Annotated in this window: 18 protein-coding genes; 10 read left to right on the top strand and 8 right to left on the bottom strand. The window is 39.7% G+C overall.

The genetic code is table 11. The features are described from left to right. Window positions 1–62: 62 nt before the first annotated feature. Window positions 63–1,652, bottom strand: coding sequence for a glucuronyl esterase domain-containing protein (locus tag ACYVJ6_RS14615; RefSeq protein WP_460694833.1), 1,590 nt, complete (start codon window positions 1,650–1,652; stop codon window positions 63–65). A gap of 447 nt (window positions 1,653–2,099) precedes the next feature. On the opposite strand from ACYVJ6_RS14615, the gene ACYVJ6_RS14620 reads away from it, so the two are divergent. Beyond that, a complete protein-coding gene (locus ACYVJ6_RS14620; RefSeq protein ID WP_460694834.1) occupies window positions 2,100–3,461 on the top strand; it encodes a DUF3943 domain-containing protein in 1,362 nt (453 codons plus the stop codon). A 252-nt stretch (window positions 3,462–3,713) separates the two neighbouring features. Then, window positions 3,714–3,956: a hypothetical protein gene (locus tag ACYVJ6_RS14625; protein ID WP_460694835.1), complete on the top strand. Its 243-nt coding sequence runs from the start codon at window positions 3,714–3,716 to the stop codon at window positions 3,954–3,956. Here the strand turns inward: ACYVJ6_RS14625 and recO are convergent, their stop codons facing one another. Together recO and ACYVJ6_RS14635 are read right to left on the bottom strand one after the other, a co-directional pair. Continuing rightward, window positions 3,957–4,679, bottom strand: coding sequence for a DNA repair protein RecO (gene recO / locus ACYVJ6_RS14630; protein ID WP_460694836.1), 723 nt, complete (start codon window positions 4,677–4,679; stop codon window positions 3,957–3,959). 1 nt (window position 4,680) lies between these two features. Next, window positions 4,681–5,037 carry a diacylglycerol kinase gene (locus tag ACYVJ6_RS14635; RefSeq protein ID WP_460694837.1) on the bottom strand — a complete coding sequence of 119 codons (357 nt, stop codon included), beginning with the start codon at window positions 5,035–5,037 and terminating at the stop codon, window positions 4,681–4,683. Between the two features lie 160 nt (window positions 5,038–5,197). On the opposite strand from ACYVJ6_RS14635, the gene ACYVJ6_RS14640 reads away from it, so the two are divergent. Next, entirely contained in the window at window positions 5,198–5,974 is a 777-nt protein-coding gene (locus tag ACYVJ6_RS14640; protein ID WP_460694838.1) for an SDR family NAD(P)-dependent oxidoreductase, read from the top strand. A gap of 2 nt (window positions 5,975–5,976) precedes the next feature. Here the strand turns inward: ACYVJ6_RS14640 and ACYVJ6_RS14645 are convergent, their stop codons facing one another. Beyond that, window positions 5,977–6,600, bottom strand: a complete 624-nt coding sequence (locus tag ACYVJ6_RS14645; RefSeq protein ID WP_460694839.1) for a hypothetical protein — start codon at window positions 6,598–6,600, stop codon at window positions 5,977–5,979. Between the two features lie 128 nt (window positions 6,601–6,728). On the opposite strand from ACYVJ6_RS14645, the gene ileS reads away from it, so the two are divergent. From ileS to ACYVJ6_RS14670, 5 genes are all read left to right on the top strand, one after another. Further along, complete coding sequence (gene ileS / locus ACYVJ6_RS14650) at window positions 6,729–10,112, top strand: isoleucine--tRNA ligase (RefSeq protein ID WP_460694840.1); 3,384 nt, start codon at window positions 6,729–6,731, stop codon at window positions 10,110–10,112. Further along, a complete protein-coding gene (locus tag ACYVJ6_RS14655) occupies window positions 10,113–10,496 on the top strand; it encodes a TraR/DksA family transcriptional regulator (protein ID WP_460694841.1) in 384 nt (127 codons plus the stop codon). Continuing rightward, window positions 10,497–11,102, top strand: a complete 606-nt coding sequence (locus tag ACYVJ6_RS14660) for a lipoprotein signal peptidase (RefSeq protein ID WP_460694842.1) — start codon at window positions 10,497–10,499, stop codon at window positions 11,100–11,102. A 539-nt stretch (window positions 11,103–11,641) separates the two neighbouring features. Next, on the top strand, window positions 11,642–12,940 hold the full coding sequence (locus ACYVJ6_RS14665) for an ammonium transporter (RefSeq protein ID WP_460694843.1): 1,299 nt from the start codon (window positions 11,642–11,644) through the stop codon (window positions 12,938–12,940). Between the two features lie 194 nt (window positions 12,941–13,134). Further along, window positions 13,135–14,097: an isopenicillin N synthase family dioxygenase gene (locus tag ACYVJ6_RS14670; RefSeq protein WP_460694844.1), complete on the top strand. Its 963-nt coding sequence runs from the start codon at window positions 13,135–13,137 to the stop codon at window positions 14,095–14,097. A 25-nt stretch (window positions 14,098–14,122) separates the two neighbouring features. Here ACYVJ6_RS14670 and ACYVJ6_RS14675 read toward each other — a convergent pair whose 3' ends face one another. Both ACYVJ6_RS14675 and tilS read right to left on the bottom strand, forming a co-directional pair. After that, on the bottom strand, window positions 14,123–14,608 hold the full coding sequence (locus tag ACYVJ6_RS14675) for a hypothetical protein (RefSeq protein ID WP_460694845.1): 486 nt from the start codon (window positions 14,606–14,608) through the stop codon (window positions 14,123–14,125). Further along, on the bottom strand, window positions 14,608–15,942 hold the full coding sequence (gene tilS / locus ACYVJ6_RS14680) for a tRNA lysidine(34) synthetase TilS (RefSeq protein ID WP_460694846.1): 1,335 nt from the start codon (window positions 15,940–15,942) through the stop codon (window positions 14,608–14,610). Before tilS ends, ACYVJ6_RS14675 begins: the two co-directional genes overlap by 1 nt. A 51-nt stretch (window positions 15,943–15,993) precedes the next feature. Between tilS and ACYVJ6_RS14685 the strand changes: the two genes are divergently transcribed. Continuing rightward, entirely contained in the window at window positions 15,994–18,228 is a 2,235-nt protein-coding gene (locus tag ACYVJ6_RS14685; RefSeq protein ID WP_460694847.1) for an OstA-like protein, read from the top strand. 4 nt (window positions 18,229–18,232) lie between these two features. Here the strand turns inward: ACYVJ6_RS14685 and ACYVJ6_RS14690 are convergent, their stop codons facing one another. Together ACYVJ6_RS14690 and ACYVJ6_RS14695 are read right to left on the bottom strand one after the other, a co-directional pair. Next, window positions 18,233–18,814 carry a non-canonical purine NTP diphosphatase gene (locus ACYVJ6_RS14690; RefSeq protein ID WP_460694848.1) on the bottom strand — a complete coding sequence of 194 codons (582 nt, stop codon included), beginning with the start codon at window positions 18,812–18,814 and terminating at the stop codon, window positions 18,233–18,235. A 3-nt stretch (window positions 18,815–18,817) separates the two neighbouring features. Further along, complete coding sequence (locus ACYVJ6_RS14695) at window positions 18,818–19,318, bottom strand: hypothetical protein (RefSeq protein WP_460694849.1); 501 nt, start codon at window positions 19,316–19,318, stop codon at window positions 18,818–18,820. 178 nt (window positions 19,319–19,496) lie between these two features. On the opposite strand from ACYVJ6_RS14695, the gene ACYVJ6_RS14700 reads away from it, so the two are divergent. Next, window positions 19,497–20,885 carry a peptidylprolyl isomerase gene (locus ACYVJ6_RS14700; RefSeq protein ID WP_460694850.1) on the top strand — a complete coding sequence of 463 codons (1,389 nt, stop codon included), beginning with the start codon at window positions 19,497–19,499 and terminating at the stop codon, window positions 20,883–20,885. The last annotated feature ends 5 nt before the right edge of the window (window positions 20,886–20,890 follow it).

The raw sequence follows: 20,890 nt of genomic DNA on the forward strand, positions 1-20,890 counted from the left end.
AAAGCATGCATAAACAAAAAATGCCGGTTAATACCGGCATTTTTTTAACTTAATTATTAAATTTACTGAAACCTAAATCCCCTTGTAGCCACAGGTTCGGGTTTGTAAGGAAGTTTCTCGTTGGCCCATTTAATAAACCATTTCATATTAGCCTGGTCCTGGTGGCCCTGGTCATGCTGGCGCCATGCTAACTGGCCGTCTAACATGGGCGTATTTACAGGAGGCATTTTTTCTGTTTTATAATCATTAGATACGCCAAGGTCCTTCGCGCCTAATAATTTATATACACTACCTGCAGCAACGGTAGCCATATAGCTGCCTTGCTGATCCAACCATTTAGCGTCCCCTTTTTCGGGTATACCATAGCTTATAAAGGCTAAGCGAGGTGCGCACAAAGCAATTAATTCATGTGCATCTACGGGTATGTCATTAGCTGTTTTAGCACCAAATTTAGCGTCGGCAGCGCCGTATTTCAAAAAGTTTCCGGCCATCCAATGGTACTCGCCGGTTCCGGTTAAATTCTCAACGGCTTCGCCAAAATTACGGCGGTGCAGTTTCGCGCCGCCCTCGCCTGATGAGCCTACCAACGCCATAGCAAAGCGCTCTTCAAAAGCTAAAGTCACTAACGCAGCTTTACCATAACGAGATACGCCTTCTATGCCTACTTTTTTGGCATCAACGGTAGGCTCGTTCGCTTCTAAATAATCTAACGCCCTGGCTGCACCCCATGCCCATGCACGTAATGAACCCCAATCATCCGGTTTGCGCGGCTGGCCCTTGTTTACTAAACCAATAATACCTTTTGTTAAGCCTGCACCATTATCAGCTTGTATGCTTCCGGGATTAATGGTCATATATCCCCAACCTGCGGCTAATAGCTGCTCGTTCGACGGTGGATCGTTATTTACCCCCGGTACGCCCGGAACATCCGGCGTTGCAGCACGGGCCGGAGCCGCAGCGGGGCCAAATCCAAAACCTCCAGCGGCTGCCGGTGGTGCAAATGGCTGCCATGCAGGATGCACATCTAAAATTGCTTGTATTGATGGATCAGCACCAACTAATAGTTTTTTTAATGCATCGTTTATTTTTTCAGCTTCGGCAGCTGTTGGCTGGCTTGGTGCAGGTAAACGGCTGCCACCACCAAACATCATTAATACCGGCACCGGGCCTTTTACATTGGTAGGCAAAACTAACATCGCGTCTATATCAACACTAATATCAGGATATGCCGAATTATCAACGTGCCCAACCAGTTGTTTTACTATAATAGGCACCCGGTTAAACACCTCTCTGTCGGTCAGCTTTACTTTCCAGGTTACAGCAGGTACATTTTTTGGTACGCGGCCTATAACTTCGCGCTCAAAATCTTCTTTAATTTCAGCACGGCGCTGTTTCCACATTTCCGGGGTTGTTACTTTTTTGCCGTTGTTTAAAGTTAGTAGCTCGGGCAAATTTGGATACGGATTGGCTAAGGCCTCATCATAATTTGCATGATTGGGCGCAGTTTCAGTACCGCTTGGGCCGGGACGCAACGCCTTAATACCCAATTGTTCCATCATATTTTTATGGTTGGGGTCAACAGCGGCTGCCGGAGGGCCTTGTGCCAAAGCACCAGACGATGCCAATAAAAGCACACTTAAAATTTTCTTCATTGTTGGTTTATTTAATTGATTTTGGTCGTTAACTTACTGTAGTACAATATATATATAGGATATCTTTTTTTAATAACAAATTTTAAAAATTAGATATCTGATTATCAGATACTTAATAAATGTAATATGTACATTAATTAAGCAAACAATGCCCAAAAAGCTATTGGGCAATAAATTATTGACATCGATTGCAATTTTTATAGTAAGCTTGTAATGATTATCCGTTTAATATATATTCCCCACTTTTTTTATCCGATAAAAAACAAAAAGCATATAAATTAAGTTGCTATGATTATTTGACGATGCCCACTGAACCCTTAATTAATTATTAGTTTGACAACTCTATACCTTTTAAAAAAACATCTGCTTAATACTTTGCTGCGAAGGGGCACTATTTGTCTATTCTTTTTAATTTTTTGTACGGATGCTTTTGCACAGCAAATGCCAATGCCTTACACAGAAGCCATTCCTGATACGCCCGCAAGTGTTTTACGCAGGTTAAACCGGCAAAACCGTCGGTTATTTGTGCAACAGAATCCTACTCCAAAAAATTCTACACGTGCATTTGTTGAGTTAGCGGGGATGGAAGTTGGGGTTTATTCATTTAATCAATGGGTGCGTCATGCCGACTTTACCAGAATAACCTGGGAAACCACAAAACGCAACATAAACCCAACTAACTGGTGGTGGGACAAAGACGAATTTCAAACTAACCAGTTTGGACACCCTTTTCATGGGTCATTGTTTTACAATTCTTTTCGCAGCAACGGCTATAGCTTTTGGCAGTCGGCTCCGGCAGCGGTTGCCGGCAGTTATTTGTGGGAAACTTTTGCCGAAAACGAACCCCCTTCTATAAATGATTTTATCAACACCAGTTTTGGGGGAATTGTATTAGGCGAGATGACCCACCGCTTAGCCAATAAAATAATTAACAATCGTGATCGTGGGTTTAAAAGGCAAATTAGCGAAGTTGCAGGGTTTATTATTAACCCTATGAATGGTTTAAACCGGATAATGGATGGCAAATGGGGTAAATATAGCGCTAACGGAGCTGACAGGGATTCATCAAAGCTAAGTGCCGAATTGGATATCGGGCTGCGGAGGTTTGGCGCCGGAAGTATTAACCCATTTAAAGGTGGTGGCTTTGGTTGGTATGGCAGGGCAAGGATGTTATATGGAACACCTTACCTTGATTACAGAAAGCCTTTTAGTAACATTTCCGTATTGATGGAAGTGGGCAAGGACGACAGCACATTGGTGAATAACTTAGCCGTATATGGATCAATAGCGGGCTGGCCTATCAAGTCTAAAGGGCAGTTTCAGCATTTAGCTATACTATCTGCAAACTATGATTATATACGTAATTCATCTTTTTTTTATGGCGGGCAAAGTGTTCAAATTAACCTTTACTCAAAGGTTGAGCTCCATGAAAAAGTAAAGATAAATACGGCCATAGGTGCCGGTCCTATACTATTATCAGCCATACCCAGCTATCATCCTACTACCGGGCGCAATTATGATTATGGCCCGGGCTTAGCTTTTGATGCCTATGGAGGCATAACCATCCTTGATAAATTCAATTATACCCTTAGCTATCGGGGTGCAGTAACCAGGACGGTAAATGGGGCTGCTTCCAATTATTTTTTACATGCACTTACCAATGAGGTGAGTTACAAATTTCATAATAACCTGGCGCTGGCGGCAGAATCGGGCTATTTTGTTTTGAGCCGTAATTATACTGATCTGCCTGACGATACTAACCGTTATCCTTACCTGCGATTTTCTCTCAGGTACATTATTAACCCGTAAAGTGTTAATAACCACAAGGATATTGATAAATACTATATGTTAAAATACGTTAAAAATTATGCTATTAACTCTATAGGCTTTATATTTGTCTTGTTATATTATCGAACTAACCAATTGTTCTTTATGATAAATAATAAGTCAGTTAATTAAAAAAGGAGGTTTGCAAAAGCCTCCTTTTTTATTACATGCTAAAATTTATCAATTAAATAAACATCCCGCTGTTTATAGTGTTATTATTAAAAACACTAAGCCATGATTGATAAGGAAGATATTACCCCTGCTGATAAAGACGGAAAATACGAGTTTAAAATGTTTTACTCGGAACGCGAAGTAACCTGCAAAGTAGAAAAAGAACAAAATATTTTACACGTAACTATAGACAACGGTATAAATGCCACACTTAAAATTAATGCCGATGGTTCATTAACCCAAACCGAAGGAAACGACCTCCCCGACTCGAGCATTGAGTTTATTAAAAAACAAATTTTAGGGTAATTAACTCAATACTTCTTCCAATACCTCATGCGATTTAATATTGCCAAAACCTTCAATATGCAGTGCATAATACTCTAATAGTTTTGCTAATAAATAGCGCCGTTCATCGTTGCTAAATTTTAAAGCCGGCAGGGTTTCAAATGTACACTGCAGCAGTAAACTAAAGTTTTGCGTATGTGGTGGCGATAAGTATGAAGTTTGCGGTTTGTAACGGGTAAAATTACCATTCTTCATATCAAAATATTCGGCCTCGCCGGTTGGGTATTTATCCGGGTAAAAACCCAGGTAACGGGTTAATCGGGTTAAAAAAAGCAGATGGAAATTAGCTAACCCCGTAGTTTGATGGTCCAGCCATTCTATCGCGTTAAAAACAAAATCAAACAAGCTTTCTTCTGCCGTTTGCTGTTTTACCGATTTATGCAGCACCTCGTTTAAAAATATGACCAAACAACTTTTTATAACATCATAGGGTATCGTTTGCAATAACGGCGAGTTTTTAAGCTCTGCCATACGCTGTACATTGCCTGTAGCTTTATGATAAACTACCATATCCAGCAAATGCAGGGGCTGCAGCATATTACGACTTATTTTCGCCTTTGGTTTTTTTACCGCGTTAATGATATAGGATTGCAGCCCAAACTTTTCGGTAAATATTTGCACAATAACACTGCTTTCGCCGTAATCAGTAGTTTTAAATACAATGCCCCGGGTTTTATGCAACATATTAAATAAGCGCTATTAGTTTAGGTAAAAAAATAATGCTGCCGCTTATCAGCGCAAAAAAGCATGCAATAAGAACCGCCCCTGAGCTTACATCTTTAACACGACCCGCCAGTTCATTGTATCCAGGCGATACCAGGTCGGTTAAAAACTCAATAGCAGTGTTAAACAATTCGGCTATTAACACCAGCACAATGTTCAACATTACCCATTGCCATTCGTTAACTGAAATATGCAGGATAAAGCCAAGGCATACAGACAGGGCGGCTGTTACCAGTTCCACGCGGAAATTAAGTTGCGTTTTTGCGGCATAGCTAATGCCTTTAAATGCGTAGCCAAAACTGTGTATAAGTTTTTTCATATCGTGATAACAAAAATCAGTTTTATATTCTACACATTGCATAAATTTAAAAAATCTCTTGTCATTTCGAACGGAGTGAGAAAACTATACACAGGCCTTTCCATCTAAATGTGTATGGATTTCTCCTCATTCTTCGTCGAAATGACAACACGAAAAAAATATGGATCTTAAACTCACCAATAAAGTAGCCGTTGTATTAGCCGCCAGTAAAGGTTTAGGCAGGGCCATAGCCACCACCCTATCTGCCGAAGGCGCAAAAGTTATTATTGGCTCGCGCGATGAAAAGGAGCTGAGCCAAACCGCTCGCGAGATACAACAGCTTACCGGCAACGAAGTTATGGCCATCCCTGTTGATGTGACTAATGCGAAGCAAATGGAAAGCTTTATGGAAAAAGCTGCAGCTACCTTTGGCAGGATAGATATTTTACTAAACAATGCCGGCGGGCCACCATTTGATAAATTTGAAAACTTTGATGATACCGACTGGCAAAAAGCATTTGAACTGAATTTATTAAGCGTGGCTCGTGCAAGTCGTTTAGCATTGCCGCATCTGCGTAAAAGCGGTAGCGGGCGTATTATTAATGTGATAAGCGTATCGGTAAAATCAGTATTGGCGGGCTCGGTGCTATCCACCAGTATGCGCATGGGCGTAATAGGTTTAGCCAAAATGATGGCCGATGAATTTGCCCCTTACCATATTACCGTTAATAATGTAGCGCCGGGCACCATGCTTACCGAGCGGATTACCAAAACAGTTTCACCGGGTATTGATCCGGAAGAGAACTTAAAGCAACGCGCAAAAAATATCCCATTGGGCCGAATTGGAAAGCCAGAAGAGTTGGCCGCGACTGTGGCTTTTCTGGCGTCAGAACACGCCGCTTATATTACCGGGGCCACCATTCCGGTTGATGGCGGGGCAAGCAGGGCTATTTATTAATGTTAACAAGGTGTCCAATAGTCCATTTGCACCAGTTTTCCGTCTTTAAAAAATAGTGCCCATGCATCTTCCGCGCGCGTTTTACCAGTATTTACACTAATTGATATAACTTCTCCAAAAGTGTCTATCACCACAGTTGATTTATCTTTAACGGACTTTGGAAAAACTTTACCGAGGTCTGCAAGCGTAGTATTTCCACTTAAAACGAGTTTTCCGGCCGTCAGGGTTATGCCTGATTGTTTAAAATTTATTGTGCTAATTACGGCTGTATCCCCATATAATTCAAAACTACTACCTTTAAAATAAGCAGTTTTAAAAGGCTTATCATAAAAAGAAACGCATTCCACATTCGGAGTAATTATACTATCCGGATTGCCTAAAGTTTTATACAACAATTTAGTTGTACTAATCGGTGGAAGCACGTCATTTATACGCACACTGTCCCAATCAATATATTCGTCGCTATTATTTAAGAAAGCCGCCGTATCAGTCGTAGATGTTACGCTATTATTAGATACACCTATAAGTGTATCGATAATTTTTTCTTCATGGCGCGCTTTACTATTACAAGCATACAGCAGCACTATACAAAATAAACCCGAGATAGAAATATAAAAGGTTTTCATGGGTGTTGTGATTTAGGTTGTTTAAAGATAGTTTTTTGATGGCTATTCAACAAGTTAAATATGAACCCATAAATATGATAATTTTAGTATTTTTGCAACCTCTAAAAATTGAGGTGAGGTAAATATTAATGTACAAGGAATATAAGCAGTTAAACTTATCGCAAACAGGTAAAGAAATACTGGAGTTTTGGAAGAAGAATAACATCTTCGAAAAAAGCATCAGCAGCCGCCCGGAAGATAACCCGTATACATTTTACGAAGGTCCGCCAAGTGCTAATGGTATGCCAGGCATACACCACGTAATGGCGCGAGCTATTAAAGATATTTTTTGCCGTTATAAAACCTTAAAAGGTTACCGTGTTGAGCGTAAAGGCGGGTGGGATACCCACGGACTGCCTATTGAGTTGGCGGTTGAAAAGGCATTAGGTATCACCAAAGATGACATCGGCAAAAAAATTACGGTTAAAGAGTACAACGATGCCTGCCGCAAGGAGGTAATGCGCTATACCGATGTTTGGAACGACCTGACCGAAAAAATGGGTTATTGGGTTGACCTTGCAGATCCGTACATTACTTATAAAAACGAATACATTGAATCGCTTTGGTGGATATTAAAGCAATTGCATAACAAAGGCTTTTTATATAAGGGCTATACCATACAGCCCTACTCGCCAAAATCAGGTACCGGCCTAAGCTCGCACGAGCTGAACCAGCCCGGCACTTATAAAATGGTGAAGGATACTACCATTACCGCCCAGTTTAAGGTTAAAAGGGATAACGATTCGGCCTTTTTATTTGAAGGAATAGATACTGATGTATTTATTTTAGCCTGGACAACTACCCCATGGACCTTGCCTTCAAACAGTGCGTTAGCCGTTGGCGAAAAAATAGACTACGTTAAAGTAAGCACCTTTAACCCTTATACCTTTACACCTATTACGGTTGTATTGGCTAAGGACCTTGTTGGCAAATTTTTTAAAGCCGATGGAGAAAATGCTTCGTTTGAAGATTATAAACCAGGCGATAAAGTTATCCCCTGGGCAATAAAAGGCACTTATAAAGGATCTCAATTAGTTGGCATCCATTACGAGCAACTATTGCCGTATGTAACTAATGCCGATTTGGAAAAGAATGCTTTCCGCGTTATCCCCGGAGATTTTGTTACTACAGAGGACGGCACCGGTATAGTACATATTGCCCCAACTTTTGGTGCGGATGACTTTAGGGCGGCCAAGGAAGCGGGCGTGCCTGCTGTTTTGGTTAAAGACGAAGCCGGAAAAGATGCCCCTTTAGTTGATAAGCAGGGCCGCTTTGTAGCCGAGGTTACCGACTTTGCAGGTTATTACGTTAAAGAAGAATATTATAGTGATGCTGAACGTGCCGTAGAAGGTTTTAAACCTACTGATGTTTTGATCTCTATCAAACTAAAAACAGAGAATAAGGCGTTCGACGTAAAGAAATATGAGCACAGCTATCCGCACTCGTGGCGAAGCGATGAGCCTATATTATATTATCCACTGGATAGCTGGTTTGTAAAAACCACCGCCGTTAAGGATAAAATGGTGGAGCTGAACAAAACCATCAACTGGAAACCTGAATCAACCGGGACTGGCCGTTTTGGCAACTGGCTGGAAAATCTGGTTGACTGGAACCTTTCGCGCTCCCGTTTTTGGGGCACACCGCTACCTATATGGCGCGAAGAAGATGGCACCGAAGAAATTTGCATTGGCTCGATAGAGGAATTAGAAATAGAGATAGGCAAATCAATAGCCAAAGGTTTTATGTCGAAAGATTTTGACATTGTTGATCTGCACCGCCCTTATGTTGATGATATAATATTAGTATCATCAACCGGCAAAAAAATGTACCGCGAGCCTGATTTGATAGATGTTTGGTTTGATAGCGGCGCCATGCCTTACGCGCAATGGCACTTCCCTTTTGAAAACGAGGACAAATTTAAAAAAGCCTACCCGGCAGATTTTATAGCCGAAGGCGTTGACCAAACCCGTGGCTGGTTTTTTACCCTGCATGCCATAGCTGTAATGTTGAGCGAGGCCAGCGACGATATCAAAAAAATCAACACCCAAATTGGCAACAAAGGCATCGCCTTTAAAAATGTTATATCAAACGGTTTGGTGCTTGATAAAAACGGCAATAAAATGTCAAAACGTTTAGGTAATGGTGTTGATCCGTTTGAAACCATTGAACAGTTTGGTGCCGATGCCCCGCGCTGGTATATGATAAGCAATGCCGCACCATGGGATAATTTAAAGTTTAATCCCGAAGGTATAGATGAGGTGCGCCGCAAGTTCTTCGGTACACTGCACAATACCTATACATTCTTTGTAATGTATGCCAATATTGATCAGTTTAAATATAGCGAGGCTGAAGTTGATTTAGCCAGACGCCCTGAAATTGACCAATGGATCATATCTTTATTAAATACCTTAAGCCGCGAGGTGGATGGTTTTTATGCCGATTTTGAACCTACCAAAGCAGCCCGTGCTATACAGGATTTTGTTGACGCGCATTTAAGTAACTGGTATGTACGCTTAAGCCGTCGCCGTTTTTGGAAGTCGGACAACTCTGACGATAAGTTATCTGCTTACCAAACATTATATACCTGTTTAGTCACTGTTTCCAAACTAATGTCGCCTATTGCGCCATTTTTTGCAGATCGTTTATATAATGATCTGAACAGCATTACCGGTAAAGAGCCATTTGAATCAGTACACCTGGCGGCATTCCCGGCTTACGATGATAAACTGGTGAACAAAGCTTTAGAAGAACGTATGCAAATGGCGCAGGATATATCGTCACTGGTATTATCATTACGTAAAAAAGTAAGCATTAATGTGCGCCAGCCATTAAGCAAAATATTATTGCCTATACTGGATAAAAACTTTAAAACCCAGGTTGAGCAGGTTAAAGAGCTGATACTATCTGAAACTAATATTAAGGACATTGAGTATATAACCGATACTGCCGGCTTCATCAAAAAGAAAATTAAGCCAAACTTTAAAGTTTTAGGTGCTAAGGTGGGTAAGGATATGAAGGACGTGGCCAATGCTATTAATAATTTCGGCCAGGATGATATTGCCAAATTGGAAACAGAAGGTAGTGTGCCGGTTTTAGATAATAAGTACCAAATATTAGATACAGACGTTGAGATAATAGCGGAGGACGTTCCCGGATGGCAAGTTGCAAATTTAGGTAAACTAACCGTGGCTTTAGATGTTACGATAACCAACGAATTGAAACAGGAGGGTATATCCCGCGAGTTGATAAACAGGATTCAGAACTTACGCAAAACAAAAGAGTTTGAGGTTACCGACAGGATAAACGTAAAGTTAACTAACGTGCCTTTTATAACCGAAGCACTAAATAATAATTTATCTTATATTTGCGCCGAAATTTTAGCTGACAGTATAACGGTTGATAATCAACTAAATGATGGCGAATCAAACACCATTGATGAACAAGAAATAATTATTGCTATTAATAAAATATAAATGAAAGTAGAAAACGAAAAAACCCGGTATAGCGATTCTGAGCTAAAAGAATTCAAAGACCTGTTGCTGGAAAAATTAAGCAGTGCAAAAGAAGAGTTAAATGCGCTGGCAACTTCTTTAAGTTCGCCAAATGCTAATGGTACAGATGATACTGCAGGAACTTATAAAACCTTAGAAGACGGATCGGCTACGCTGGAGAAAGAGCAGATCAATCAATTAGCGGCTCGTCAAAAAAAGTTTATTGAGCAATTAGAAGCTGCATTGGTACGTATTGAAAACAAAACTTATGGTATTTGCCGCGAAACCGGTAAGCTAATACCAAAAGAGCGTTTACGCGCGGTACCACATACCACTTTAACCATGGAAGCTAAATTAAAGCAATAAATGAAGGCTGCTTATACAAAACCTTTTATTACTGCTTTAATAATCATAATAATTGACCAGGTTGTAAAAACCTGGGTGCGTACCCACATGATCCTTGGCGAAGAAATTAAGTTCATGGGCGATCGTGGTATGTTGCATTATACCGAAAACAATGGCATGGCTTTCGGCATGGAGTTAGGGGGCGAGTTTGGCAAGCTTTTACTTACTCTTTTCCGCATTGTTGCAGTTTGTGGTATTGGGTATGGCTTATTTTATTTAATAAAACATAAATATCACCGTGGCTTGATTATGAATGTGTCGTTAATATTTGCCGGCGCATTGGGTAATATTATTGATTCAACCTTTTATGGTATAATTTATCAGCACGAGCCTCTTTTTCATGGCCGAGTAGTTGATATGTTCTACTTTCCCCTGCTATCAGGTAATTTTCCAACGTGGCTGCCATTTTTTGGAGGCGAAGACTTTATATTCTTCCGCCCGGTATTTAATGTGGCCGATTCTGCCATATCTATTGGGGTAATTATGATATTACTTTTCCAAAAACACTATTTTAAGCACGAAGTTGAGGAGACCAACCATCCCAACAGCGAAATTGTTGAAGAATAGCTTATAAAAAATTAAAAAAGCTAAAAAATCCGCCATTGTGCGGATTTTTTGCATTTAAGCTGTTTTGTTTCTAAAAAAACCACCCACACTTCGTCATTTATAAAATCTAATTAGTTGATTTTATTAAAAAGCCATTTTTATACAGAAAAAGGTATATTTTACTTAATTTAAATTGCATTTTTTATCAATTATTGATTTTTTTAGCTTATTTGAATAAATATTTTCATTTTTATTATGAATTTAATAAAATGTTAGTAATTTTAGACATGCAAATGCAAAAAAAATCATCACACTTAATGTCATTAGCACTAATTGCCGTGTCAAATACAGGAAAAAACATGTCCAATGTATATGATGTTCGTTTAAATATTAACAACTACTTTATTTTCTTTAAATATTATTATCTAAAGAGGTTTTTTATTAAGTCTGTTGTTTTATCGGGCGGCTTTTATTTCCGAATTATAGATTCGGGTAACTACTATCTAATCAAATCACCATTATCTAATTTAATTATATCAATCAACTAAAAAGTTTAAAACATGAAAAAAATCGTACCATTTGGCATTCTCATCATTGTAGTTATCCTGGCTTTAATGTACCCGGGTAATTCTGCAGCACCGCCACCGGCGACACCGGTAATTGACAAAGCCGACACCGCATGGTTACTTATCTCAACCGCATTAGTATTATTAATGACACCAGGCTTAGCCTTCTTTTATGGCGGTATGGTTAGAAAGAAAAACGTTATCTCAACAATGCTTCAAAGCTTTGTATGTATGGGTTTGATCACTATCATATGGGTAGTATTTGGATTCAGCATGGCGTTTGGTGAAGACGTTGGAGGACTTGGCTTTATTGGCAACCCTGCCTCATTCTTCATGATGCAAAATACTTTAGGTGTTGCCTGGGGCACTATACCGGTAATATTATTTGCTATGTTTCAATTAAAGTTCGCGGTTATTACGCCGGCATTGATCACCGGGGCTTTTGCCGAGCGTATCCGCTTTAACTCGTATCTGATCTTCATATCATTATTTATAGTTGTAATCTACATTCCTTTAGCTCACGCTACCTGGCATGCAGATGGTTTCTTTTATAAAATGGGTGTGCTGGATTTTGCAGGTGGCACCGTGGTACACATGTCTGCAGGTTGGGCTGCTTTAGCTTCTGCTTTATACCTCAAAAAGCGTACTGAAGAATCTCATACTCCTGCGCGTATCAGCTATGTAATATTAGGTACAGGATTACTATGGTTCGGTTGGTTTGGCTTCAATGCAGGCTCTGCGTTAGGTTCCGGCGAATTAGCATCAACTGCTTTGGCAACTACAACAACAGCTTCAGCTGCTGCTGCCATGTCGTGGATATTCTTTGATATACTTAGAGGCAAAAAACCATCTGCATTAGGTGCTTGTATTGGTGCGGTTGTAGGTTTAGTTGCTATAACTCCCGCTGCAGGTTTTGTTACTGTATCAAGCTCATTGGTGATAGGTATAGTAGCTGCTGTAGTTAGTAACCTGGTAGTTATCTGGAGAAGCAAAACCAACATTGATGATACCCTGGATGTATTCCCTTGCCATGGTGTAGGTGGTATGGTTGGTATGTTAATGACCGGTGTATTTGCTACAACTTCTGTTAACGCTGCCGGTGCTGAAGGTTTAATTTACGGCGAAACTACGTTATTTGTTAAACACCTTATAGCCTTAGTTGCTGTGTCTGCTTTTGCATTTTTAGGTTCATTTGTGCTACTTAAAATCACTGACTTAATTAGTCCATTACGTGTAACTCCCGAAGAGGAACGTGCAGGTCTTGACGTTAGTCAGCACGACGAAGAATTATAATCTTCCTATAAAAACAAAAAACCCTGCCTGGATACACCAAGCAGGGTTTTTTATTGCCATAATTGGGCTAAAACTATAAAACGTTTAACCTTTTATTTGTTTTAATAAATAAGTTACAATAGCACCATCTATGTTACTAAACCTTTTTATTTATTATTATCTTTAATTATTAATTGATCTTTTACCATAAAGCTATGAGCACAGTAAATATTCCACGCCTCGACCTAAATACTTATATAAATGGTGACGCTGCCGCACGCAAAAAATTTTCGGACGATATTGGCAAAGCCTTCAATGAAACCGGTTTTGTTACTATTACCAATCATGGTTTATCAAAGGAGTTAATTGACGATCTGTATACACAAGTTAAAGCCCTATTTGCCTTGCCTGATAGTGTTAAAAGTAAATATGAAATACCAGAACTGGCGGGCCAGCGAGGCTATACCGGCAAAGGAAAAGAAACAGCTAAAGGTTTTAAAACGCCCGATTTAAAAGAGTTTTGGCAAATTGGCCAAACCGTAACCGATGGCGACGTGGTTAAAGAAGATTACCCGGATAACCTGGTAGTTGAGGAACTGCCCGCTTTTAATACCACTACGCTTGATGTATACAAAAAACTGGAAGCCGCAGGCAAGATTTTACTACGGGCCATAGCGGTTTATTTAAAACTTGACGAACATTACTTTGATGATAAAGTGCATAATGGAAACTCCATATTACGCACGTTACATTATTTCCCTATTGAAGACCCCGATTCGGTGCCTGCTGATGCGGTACGCGCCGGTGCACACGAGGACATTAACCTGATAACGTTATTAATTGGTGCCAGTGCCGATGGCTTAGAGCTGCTTACGCGCGATAACCAATGGTTCCCGGTTAAAGCCCATGGCGAGGATTTGGTAGTCAACGTAGGCGATATGCTGCAACGTTTAACTAATAATAAGCTTAAATCAACTACGCACAGGGTGGTGAACCCACCGCGCGAACTGATGAAAAACTCGCGCTACTCTGTCCCATTCTTTCTGCACCCGGTGTCAAACATGGATCTCACTTCGTTGCCATCAACTATTGATGCCGAGCACCCAAAAAAATATACAGATATAACTGCAGGAGAATACCTGGATGAACGTTTACGTGAAATTGGATTGAAGAAATAACAATAGATTGCGGCAGGAGATGAAATTACTTAGCTTTCATTTCCTGCTGTATAGCCTGCAAAAACTCGTCAGGGTGGCGCGAGCCGATGATATAAACCAGCCCATCCCTGTCAGTTAAATGAATAGCTTCCCTGCCTGAGGCATAAAACCTTATGGTGCCCCGGCTATGCAGGTTATAAACCGGGTTATTAAATAAATAGCGGCTATATAAACCCTTCTCGGCCTTTACAATACTATTAATGTCTATTTTAACCAGGCGGGTAGTCCATAAACCGTCAAGCATAATGCTTTTATTAAGTACGCGGGTACTAAAATGAAGCATAAACCTTAATATTATGGATATTACAATAATAGCTATACCAACTACCAGCAATAAGTTGCCGCTTGATTCGCGCTCGTCCGTAAAAAAATAAATCGCGAAGCAAAACGCTGCCAGCATTATGCGTATGGTAGCGGGTATAAACTCCCTGCCCAGATATTGTTTTTCGGTAAAAATTGGTTTGTTGCTCATTATACTTTAAACAATTCGAATATAGTTACTTTTTTGGTGTTATCGCTTACTTTATAACGCTCATCGGGCTGATAACCACCAATCCACACAATATCGCCATTACCATTAACTAATATAGGTATTTCGGCCTTTTGATGCAGGGCCACTTTACGGTTAATAAAAAAATCGCTTAGCTTCTTGCGTGTTTTCATCCCCAGCGGGTAAAAAAAATCGCTTTGCCGCCATGGGCGAACCATTAATGGGTATACGAGCAGATCGGCATCAATTGCTACAGCAAATGGATTATTTTTTATAATTAACGGACTATCATCATGTAAAAGAGTAAGCCTATACCCGCCATAAGTAACGCTATGGTCAGCCTCATTGATCAGTATCGGCTGCCGGTTATTATTTGCTTTTTTTGCCAGGATAAGTTTATCCCTGTCTAATACTAATTGGTATCCTGCCGACTCAAAAACCCTGCCCGAATGTTTATCTAAACTTGAAATAACATCATCAATAGTGGTTTCATTAAATCCATAATCCTGCAATAATTTATAAAGCAACAGGCGCTGTGGGTTTAACTTCTTTAGCCTGGATATAGGCAGATATATCTCATCACCCTCACACACTAAAAACTCTTTTTTTATTTCGGCTATTTTAAGTTCAAGCAATTGCTCCAGGTCCCTAAAATGCTTTAAATTATTCTCAAAAGTGTTTTCCAGGTTAGGGTTTAACGCTTTTAAATGCGGTATTACCTCCAGCCTGATCTTATTACGCGCATATTTTACGGATGAGTTGGAGCTATCCTCTACATAATCAAAACCATTCTCAGTAATAAGAGATTGTATCTCCTCTCGCTTTAAAAACATTAACGGCCTTACCAGCGCTCCGTTTTTTGGCAATATCCCGTGCATGCCGGCAATACCTGTGCCCCGGGTAAGGTTTAACAATATTGTTTCAATACTATCGTTTTGATGGTGGGCCAATGCAATAACATCATAATCATGCTGTTGCCTTAGCTGCTCAAACCATTGGTAGCGCATATCGCGGGCGGCCATTTGGATAGATACTTTTTGGCCGGCAGCATATTGTTGGGTGTCAAACTTTATAACATGAAATAAAACACCTGCATCATGGGCTAATTTTTTGCAAAATGCTTCGTCGGCATCAGATTCATTGCCACGCAATTGAAAATTACAGTGGGCAATATCAAAATTAAACCCGGCAGCTTTTAATAAATGAACCATTAAAACAGAATCCATACCCCCGCTTACAGCAGCTAATACTTTGCTGTCAGTGGTAAACAAGCTGTTTTGTTCAATAAAATCAATTAAACCTTTAATGGGTAGCATTCATCAAAATTATAATTTAATAACCCCCAACAAAAAACTAATTTTGCCATTGTGAATAAATACGTCCTAAGTTTGTTTTTATTGCTGACTTTTAGCGCAGTTGTAGCGCAAAGAGCGCCTGGTAAAAAAACTAAGGTAGATCTGGTACAATCTGTTAGGGACCACTCTACAAAAACCCCCGATGGAAAATTGATAAGCAGGGTGTATAAGGGAGTGTTTAAGCAAGACTACTCCACCCTAAGTTCAGACAGTGCTATATTTTACCGTGACGAGAACAGGTTTGAAGCTTTTGGGCACGTAAACATTAACCAGGGCGATACGCTTAATATTTTTGCAGATAAACTGGACTACAACGGAAATACCAAAATAGCCATATTAACCAATAACGTTAAAATGGTTGATAAGGATGCCACCTTAACTACCAACTATTTTGTGTACAATACTGCTACCCGTTATGGCACCTATACCGGCGGGGGTAAATTGGTAAACAAGGATAATACTTTAACCAGTAAAAACGGTTATTATTTTGCCAACTCACGTGATGCTTATTTTAGGCACGATGTGGTAGGTAACACTCCCGAAGCCATTATTAAAACAGATACCATGCGCTATAACTCGGGAACGCGTATAACCTATTTTTATGGGCCAAGCAATATTTATGGCAAAAAAGATAAGGATACCTTGTATACCGAAAATGGTTATTATAATACCGTTAATGACCAGGCTTTATTTGGCAAGAACAACTTATACAAACAGGGCTCAAAATCATTAAAGGGTGATAGTTTATTTTATGATCGGGTTAAGGGCTACGGCTTGGCTACCCGCAATGTTGTTTTTACCGATAATGAGCAAAAAGTAGCCATATACGGCCATAAAGGCGAATATTTTAAAGCCGATGAACGGGCTCAAATAACCATAAACCCCTATATGGTTTTTGTTACCGAAGAAAAAGATACTACAAAAACCAGCCTGTTAATTAAACCCGATTCGCTTAATAAAGAAGGCACAAAAATAATTGCTGATTCAGTTACCCGTAAGTTATCTGCATCCAAAAACACCATGCCGGTAATTACTAAAAATGCTCCTACAGACGCAAAATCCCTCACTAACAACCCGGTTTTAATAGCCAATACTACCGAACCCATAAAAAGAGACAGCCTGTTTATGGTGGCTGATACTCTAGAAACAAGGGTTATAACGCTAAAAGAATATAAGGATATGCAGTTTGAGCAATGGCTAATAAATAATAAAGATCCTTCTATAAAAATAACGCCGCCATATAAAACACCGCCTAAGGTGCTAACCATTAGGCCGCCTAAAATGCCGGTTGATTCCAGCTTTTACCATCGCGATATTTTTGGTAACCCCAAGTCTGTAGCCCCAAAAAAGCCGGTGGCAACTAAGCCGGTGGCACTCAAACTAACAGCTAAAGATTCGCTTATAATGAAGCAAAAGGCCGATTCGTTAGAGCTTAAAAAGAATAATGGGTTACGAGATACTTCGAAAATACGGATAGTAAGTGGCTTCAAACACGCTAAACTGTATAAATCTGACTTGCAGGCCGTTGCCGACTCCATGTTTTACAGCAGCAGCGACTCGACTATACGGAGTTACGGAAATCCTATGATATGGACCCAGGGCTCGCAATTATCAGGTGATACCATCCACTTACAAATGAAGAATAAGAAGATAGACAATATTGACCTTTTTCCATCAGGGTTTATAGTTAATATAGAAAAAGCTGACTCGTTGCATTTTAACCAGGTGTCCGGCAAAAAAATACATGGCGTTTTTAAAGACAATAAACTTTCTTTATTGCTGGTTACAGGCAATGCCGAAACTATATATTTTTTGCGGGATAGTGTAACCAATGAGGCAACCGATATGTCCCACACCATAAGTGCCGCGCTTAGAGCTAATTTTAAAAACGGCAAAGCCGATGTTGTGTCCCTTATATCAAGTAATACAACTACCACGCTACCTTTAAAGGATGTAAAGGATGAAGATAAATTATTAAAAGGTTTTTTATGGAAGCCAAAAGACAGGCCGGTATCTAAAGAATCCATTTTGCCTTCAATGGCAACCTCAGCTCCAATAAAGGCTACACCTTCAAAATCGCCGGCTGCTAAAAAGGCCTCTGCCAAAACTGCTGAAAAGAAAGTTCCGGCTAAACCGGGTAAGAGTACAGCTATCCCAAAAACTGTTAAAGTCAGTACGGCAAGGGATGGCACGATTGTAACACAACCTGCAACTATTAAGAAAGATACGGTATTAAAAAAGCCGTAAACTGCTACTCAATTGTGTTCAAAAAATCCAATAACTTTTCCATTGCTTTTGCGCGATGGCTGATAGTGTTTTTTTCTTCCAGGCTCATTTCGGCAAACGTTTTGGTATAGCCATCTGGTTGAAATATGGGATCATAACCAAAACCCGCGGCACCACTTAATTCATGGCGGATGCTTCCCTCAACCGTTCCTTCAAAAAAATGCTCTTCACCGTTCCATATCAATGATATCACTGTACGGAAACGTGCCTTACGATTAGTGGCTGAACTTAGCTTATGCAGCACCTTCTGGTTATTAGCCGCATGATTGCCATGCTCACCCGCATAGCGGGCAGAGTACACCCCCGGTTCACCTCCAAGTGCATCAATCTCTAAGCCGCTATCATCGCCAAAACAGTTTAAATGGTATTTATTGTATATATAATGGCTTTTTATAGATGCATTTTGACTAAATGTTGTACCGGTTTCCTCAATATCGTCATGGCACCCAATGTCATTAAGGCTTGCTAATTGTATACTGCCTTTAATTTTAGCAGCAACTTCTTCCAGCTTATGGATATTGTTAGTGGTAAATACTAATTGCTGCATATACTATAAATTTTTTACCTGATCCCAAAAAGCCTTTTTATTAGGTGTATTATCCATCATCTCGTCAAAACTAAAAGTATATAGGGCCGGGTAACCGTTTATATTTTGGGGTTGATTGATTGTTAAAGCCGGTAAATTTGCAGGCAACGCATTTTTTCCCAGTAGCAATAATTTACGGGGGTTAAAATAGGTTTGCAGCTGTTCAAAATCAACGTCAGGATAAGTAAACCGGTTAAATATGGCTACGTCATCCAAACCATACTCTTTACGCTTTAATATACTCTCTAATGCGGCCATATGCTCTGCTGCCATATACGCTTCATTAGCATAATGCGCAACTATCAGGAACCCCTTTTTATACTTTCCTAAATAATTAAGATCGGTAATTTGCGTTGTTATAACAGGCTGTTCAATTACTATAGGTTGTTCAGTTTTATCAGCTGCTAAAAGGTAAATATCTTCCTGCATTATATAGCGAAAAGCAGCCGGGTTTTCTATTTTCATTTAAATGATATCTTTAACAAAATTTAACCAAAAATAGTTAAACTGTTTGACGGTTTATTGCCATATTCGCATAATATATAATATGCAGGTTTGTAATGTGTTAATTACATAAACTATTATATAATATTTTTTAACGAAGTTTGAATTTAGGGCTGCGCGCCCGCATTAAGAGTAGTACATGAGAAAAGTTGGAGTTGCCTTATTAATTGTTTTTTTATTTATAACATCGGCTAATGCCCAAAAAAAGGTATTAGACAAAATTGTTGCCGTGGTTGGCGGCAATATCATATTACAATCAGACGTTGAAACAAGCTACGCTCAATATTTATACAACGGCAACCCACCTAACCCTGCTATTAAATGCGATATTGCCTATAATTTATTATCATCTAAGTTGCTTATACAGCAAGCCGTTATTGACAGTATTGCAGTAACCGACGCGGATGTTGATGATGAGGTTGACCGCCGTATGCGCCAATCAATACAAAGAGCCGGTGGCGAGGATAAGCTGGAACAGTTTTTAGGTAAGTCCGTACTACAATATAAAGATGAGATACGCCCAGATGTTAAAGACTTGCTGATATCAGAAAGAATGCGTGCCAAGATCACCGAAAAAATAAACACTACTCCGCAGGATGTAAAAAAATATTTTGATTCTTTCCCTAAAGATAGTTTGCCGATGGTAAGTAAAGAAGTAGAAGTGAGCCAGATAGTATTTGACCCTAAGCTAAGCAAAGAAGAAAAAGACTATTACCGTGAAAAAGCCGAGAATTTATTAAAAAGGGTAAAAGACGGGGAGGATTTTGCCACACTTGCTACTGCTTATTCACAAGATCCCGGGTCTGCCCAGGAAGGTGGCGATGTGCCTTGGGGAGATCGTAATGCATTTGCTAAAGAATATACCGCCAATGCCTTTAAATTAAAGGCAGGTGAATTATCGCCAGTTTTTGAAAGTCAATTTGGCTATCACTTTTTACAGGTTATTGAGCGCCGGGGCGAACAGGTGCATACACGCCATATTTTGATTATCCCTCCTCCTACACCTGCCAGTTTGGAAAGAGCTAAACAAAAGGCCGATAGCATTTACAAAGTAATTTTAAAAGCTAAATCAACTGCTACCTCAACCGATTATTTTGCCAGCGCGGCCGCCTATTATTCGGACGACAAGGAAACTAAATTTAACGGGGGTGTTATATTAAACGCCCAAAATACACAAATCCGGACTTCTTTAATTCCGACAGAAAGCCTTGATCCTCAAATTGCGTTAGTTATTGATACTATGAAAACCGGAGAAATATCATCTCCACAATTATATACTGATCAAACAGGAAAACAAAGCTATAGGATTTATCTTTTAAATTCAGTTACCGACGCACATAGAGCAAATTTGGATCAGGACTTTCCTAAATTAAAAAATGCCGCACAACAGGAAAAACTTAACCGCGCGATTAGCGAGTGGTTTGAAAAAAAGCGTAAACAAACTTTTATTAAAATTGACCCTGAATATAAATCATGCCCAATTTTAAAAGATTGGGCCACCCCTTCAATAACCCAAGCTAAACTTTAAAAAAC

This window comes from Mucilaginibacter puniceus (assembly GCF_054783175.1).

What these genes read in the sequence shown, in the direction of transcription:
- ACYVJ6_RS14690 (WP_460694848.1), bottom strand. Translation starts at nt 18,814, where the DNA reads ATGCAGCAATTAGTATTTACCACTAACAATATCCATAAGCTGGAAGAA.
- ACYVJ6_RS14670 (WP_460694844.1), top strand. Translation starts at nt 13,135, where the DNA reads ATGAGCACAGTAAATATTCCACGCCTCGACCTAAATACTTATATAAAT.
- ACYVJ6_RS14695 (WP_460694849.1), bottom strand. Translation starts at nt 19,318, where the DNA reads ATGAAAATAGAAAACCCGGCTGCTTTTCGCTATATAATGCAGGAAGAT.
- ileS (WP_460694840.1), top strand. Translation starts at nt 6,729, where the DNA reads ATGTACAAGGAATATAAGCAGTTAAACTTATCGCAAACAGGTAAAGAA.
- ACYVJ6_RS14635 (WP_460694837.1), bottom strand. Translation starts at nt 5,037, where the DNA reads ATGAAAAAACTTATACACAGTTTTGGCTACGCATTTAAAGGCATTAGC.
- ACYVJ6_RS14640 (WP_460694838.1), top strand. Translation starts at nt 5,198, where the DNA reads ATGGATCTTAAACTCACCAATAAAGTAGCCGTTGTATTAGCCGCCAGT.
- ACYVJ6_RS14665 (WP_460694843.1), top strand. Translation starts at nt 11,642, where the DNA reads ATGAAAAAAATCGTACCATTTGGCATTCTCATCATTGTAGTTATCCTG.
- ACYVJ6_RS14660 (WP_460694842.1), top strand. Translation starts at nt 10,497, where the DNA reads ATGAAGGCTGCTTATACAAAACCTTTTATTACTGCTTTAATAATCATA.
- ACYVJ6_RS14620 (WP_460694834.1), top strand. Translation starts at nt 2,100, where the DNA reads ATGCCTTACACAGAAGCCATTCCTGATACGCCCGCAAGTGTTTTACGC.
- ACYVJ6_RS14645 (WP_460694839.1), bottom strand. Translation starts at nt 6,600, where the DNA reads ATGAAAACCTTTTATATTTCTATCTCGGGTTTATTTTGTATAGTGCTG.
- recO (WP_460694836.1), bottom strand. Translation starts at nt 4,679, where the DNA reads ATGTTGCATAAAACCCGGGGCATTGTATTTAAAACTACTGATTACGGC.
- tilS (WP_460694846.1), bottom strand. Translation starts at nt 15,942, where the DNA reads ATGCTACCCATTAAAGGTTTAATTGATTTTATTGAACAAAACAGCTTG.
- ACYVJ6_RS14625 (WP_460694835.1), top strand. Translation starts at nt 3,714, where the DNA reads ATGATTGATAAGGAAGATATTACCCCTGCTGATAAAGACGGAAAATAC.
- ACYVJ6_RS14615 (WP_460694833.1), bottom strand. Translation starts at nt 1,652, where the DNA reads ATGAAGAAAATTTTAAGTGTGCTTTTATTGGCATCGTCTGGTGCTTTG.
- ACYVJ6_RS14675 (WP_460694845.1), bottom strand. Translation starts at nt 14,608, where the DNA reads ATGAGCAACAAACCAATTTTTACCGAAAAACAATATCTGGGCAGGGAG.
- ACYVJ6_RS14700 (WP_460694850.1), top strand. Translation starts at nt 19,497, where the DNA reads ATGAGAAAAGTTGGAGTTGCCTTATTAATTGTTTTTTTATTTATAACA.
- ACYVJ6_RS14655 (WP_460694841.1), top strand. Translation starts at nt 10,113, where the DNA reads ATGAAAGTAGAAAACGAAAAAACCCGGTATAGCGATTCTGAGCTAAAA.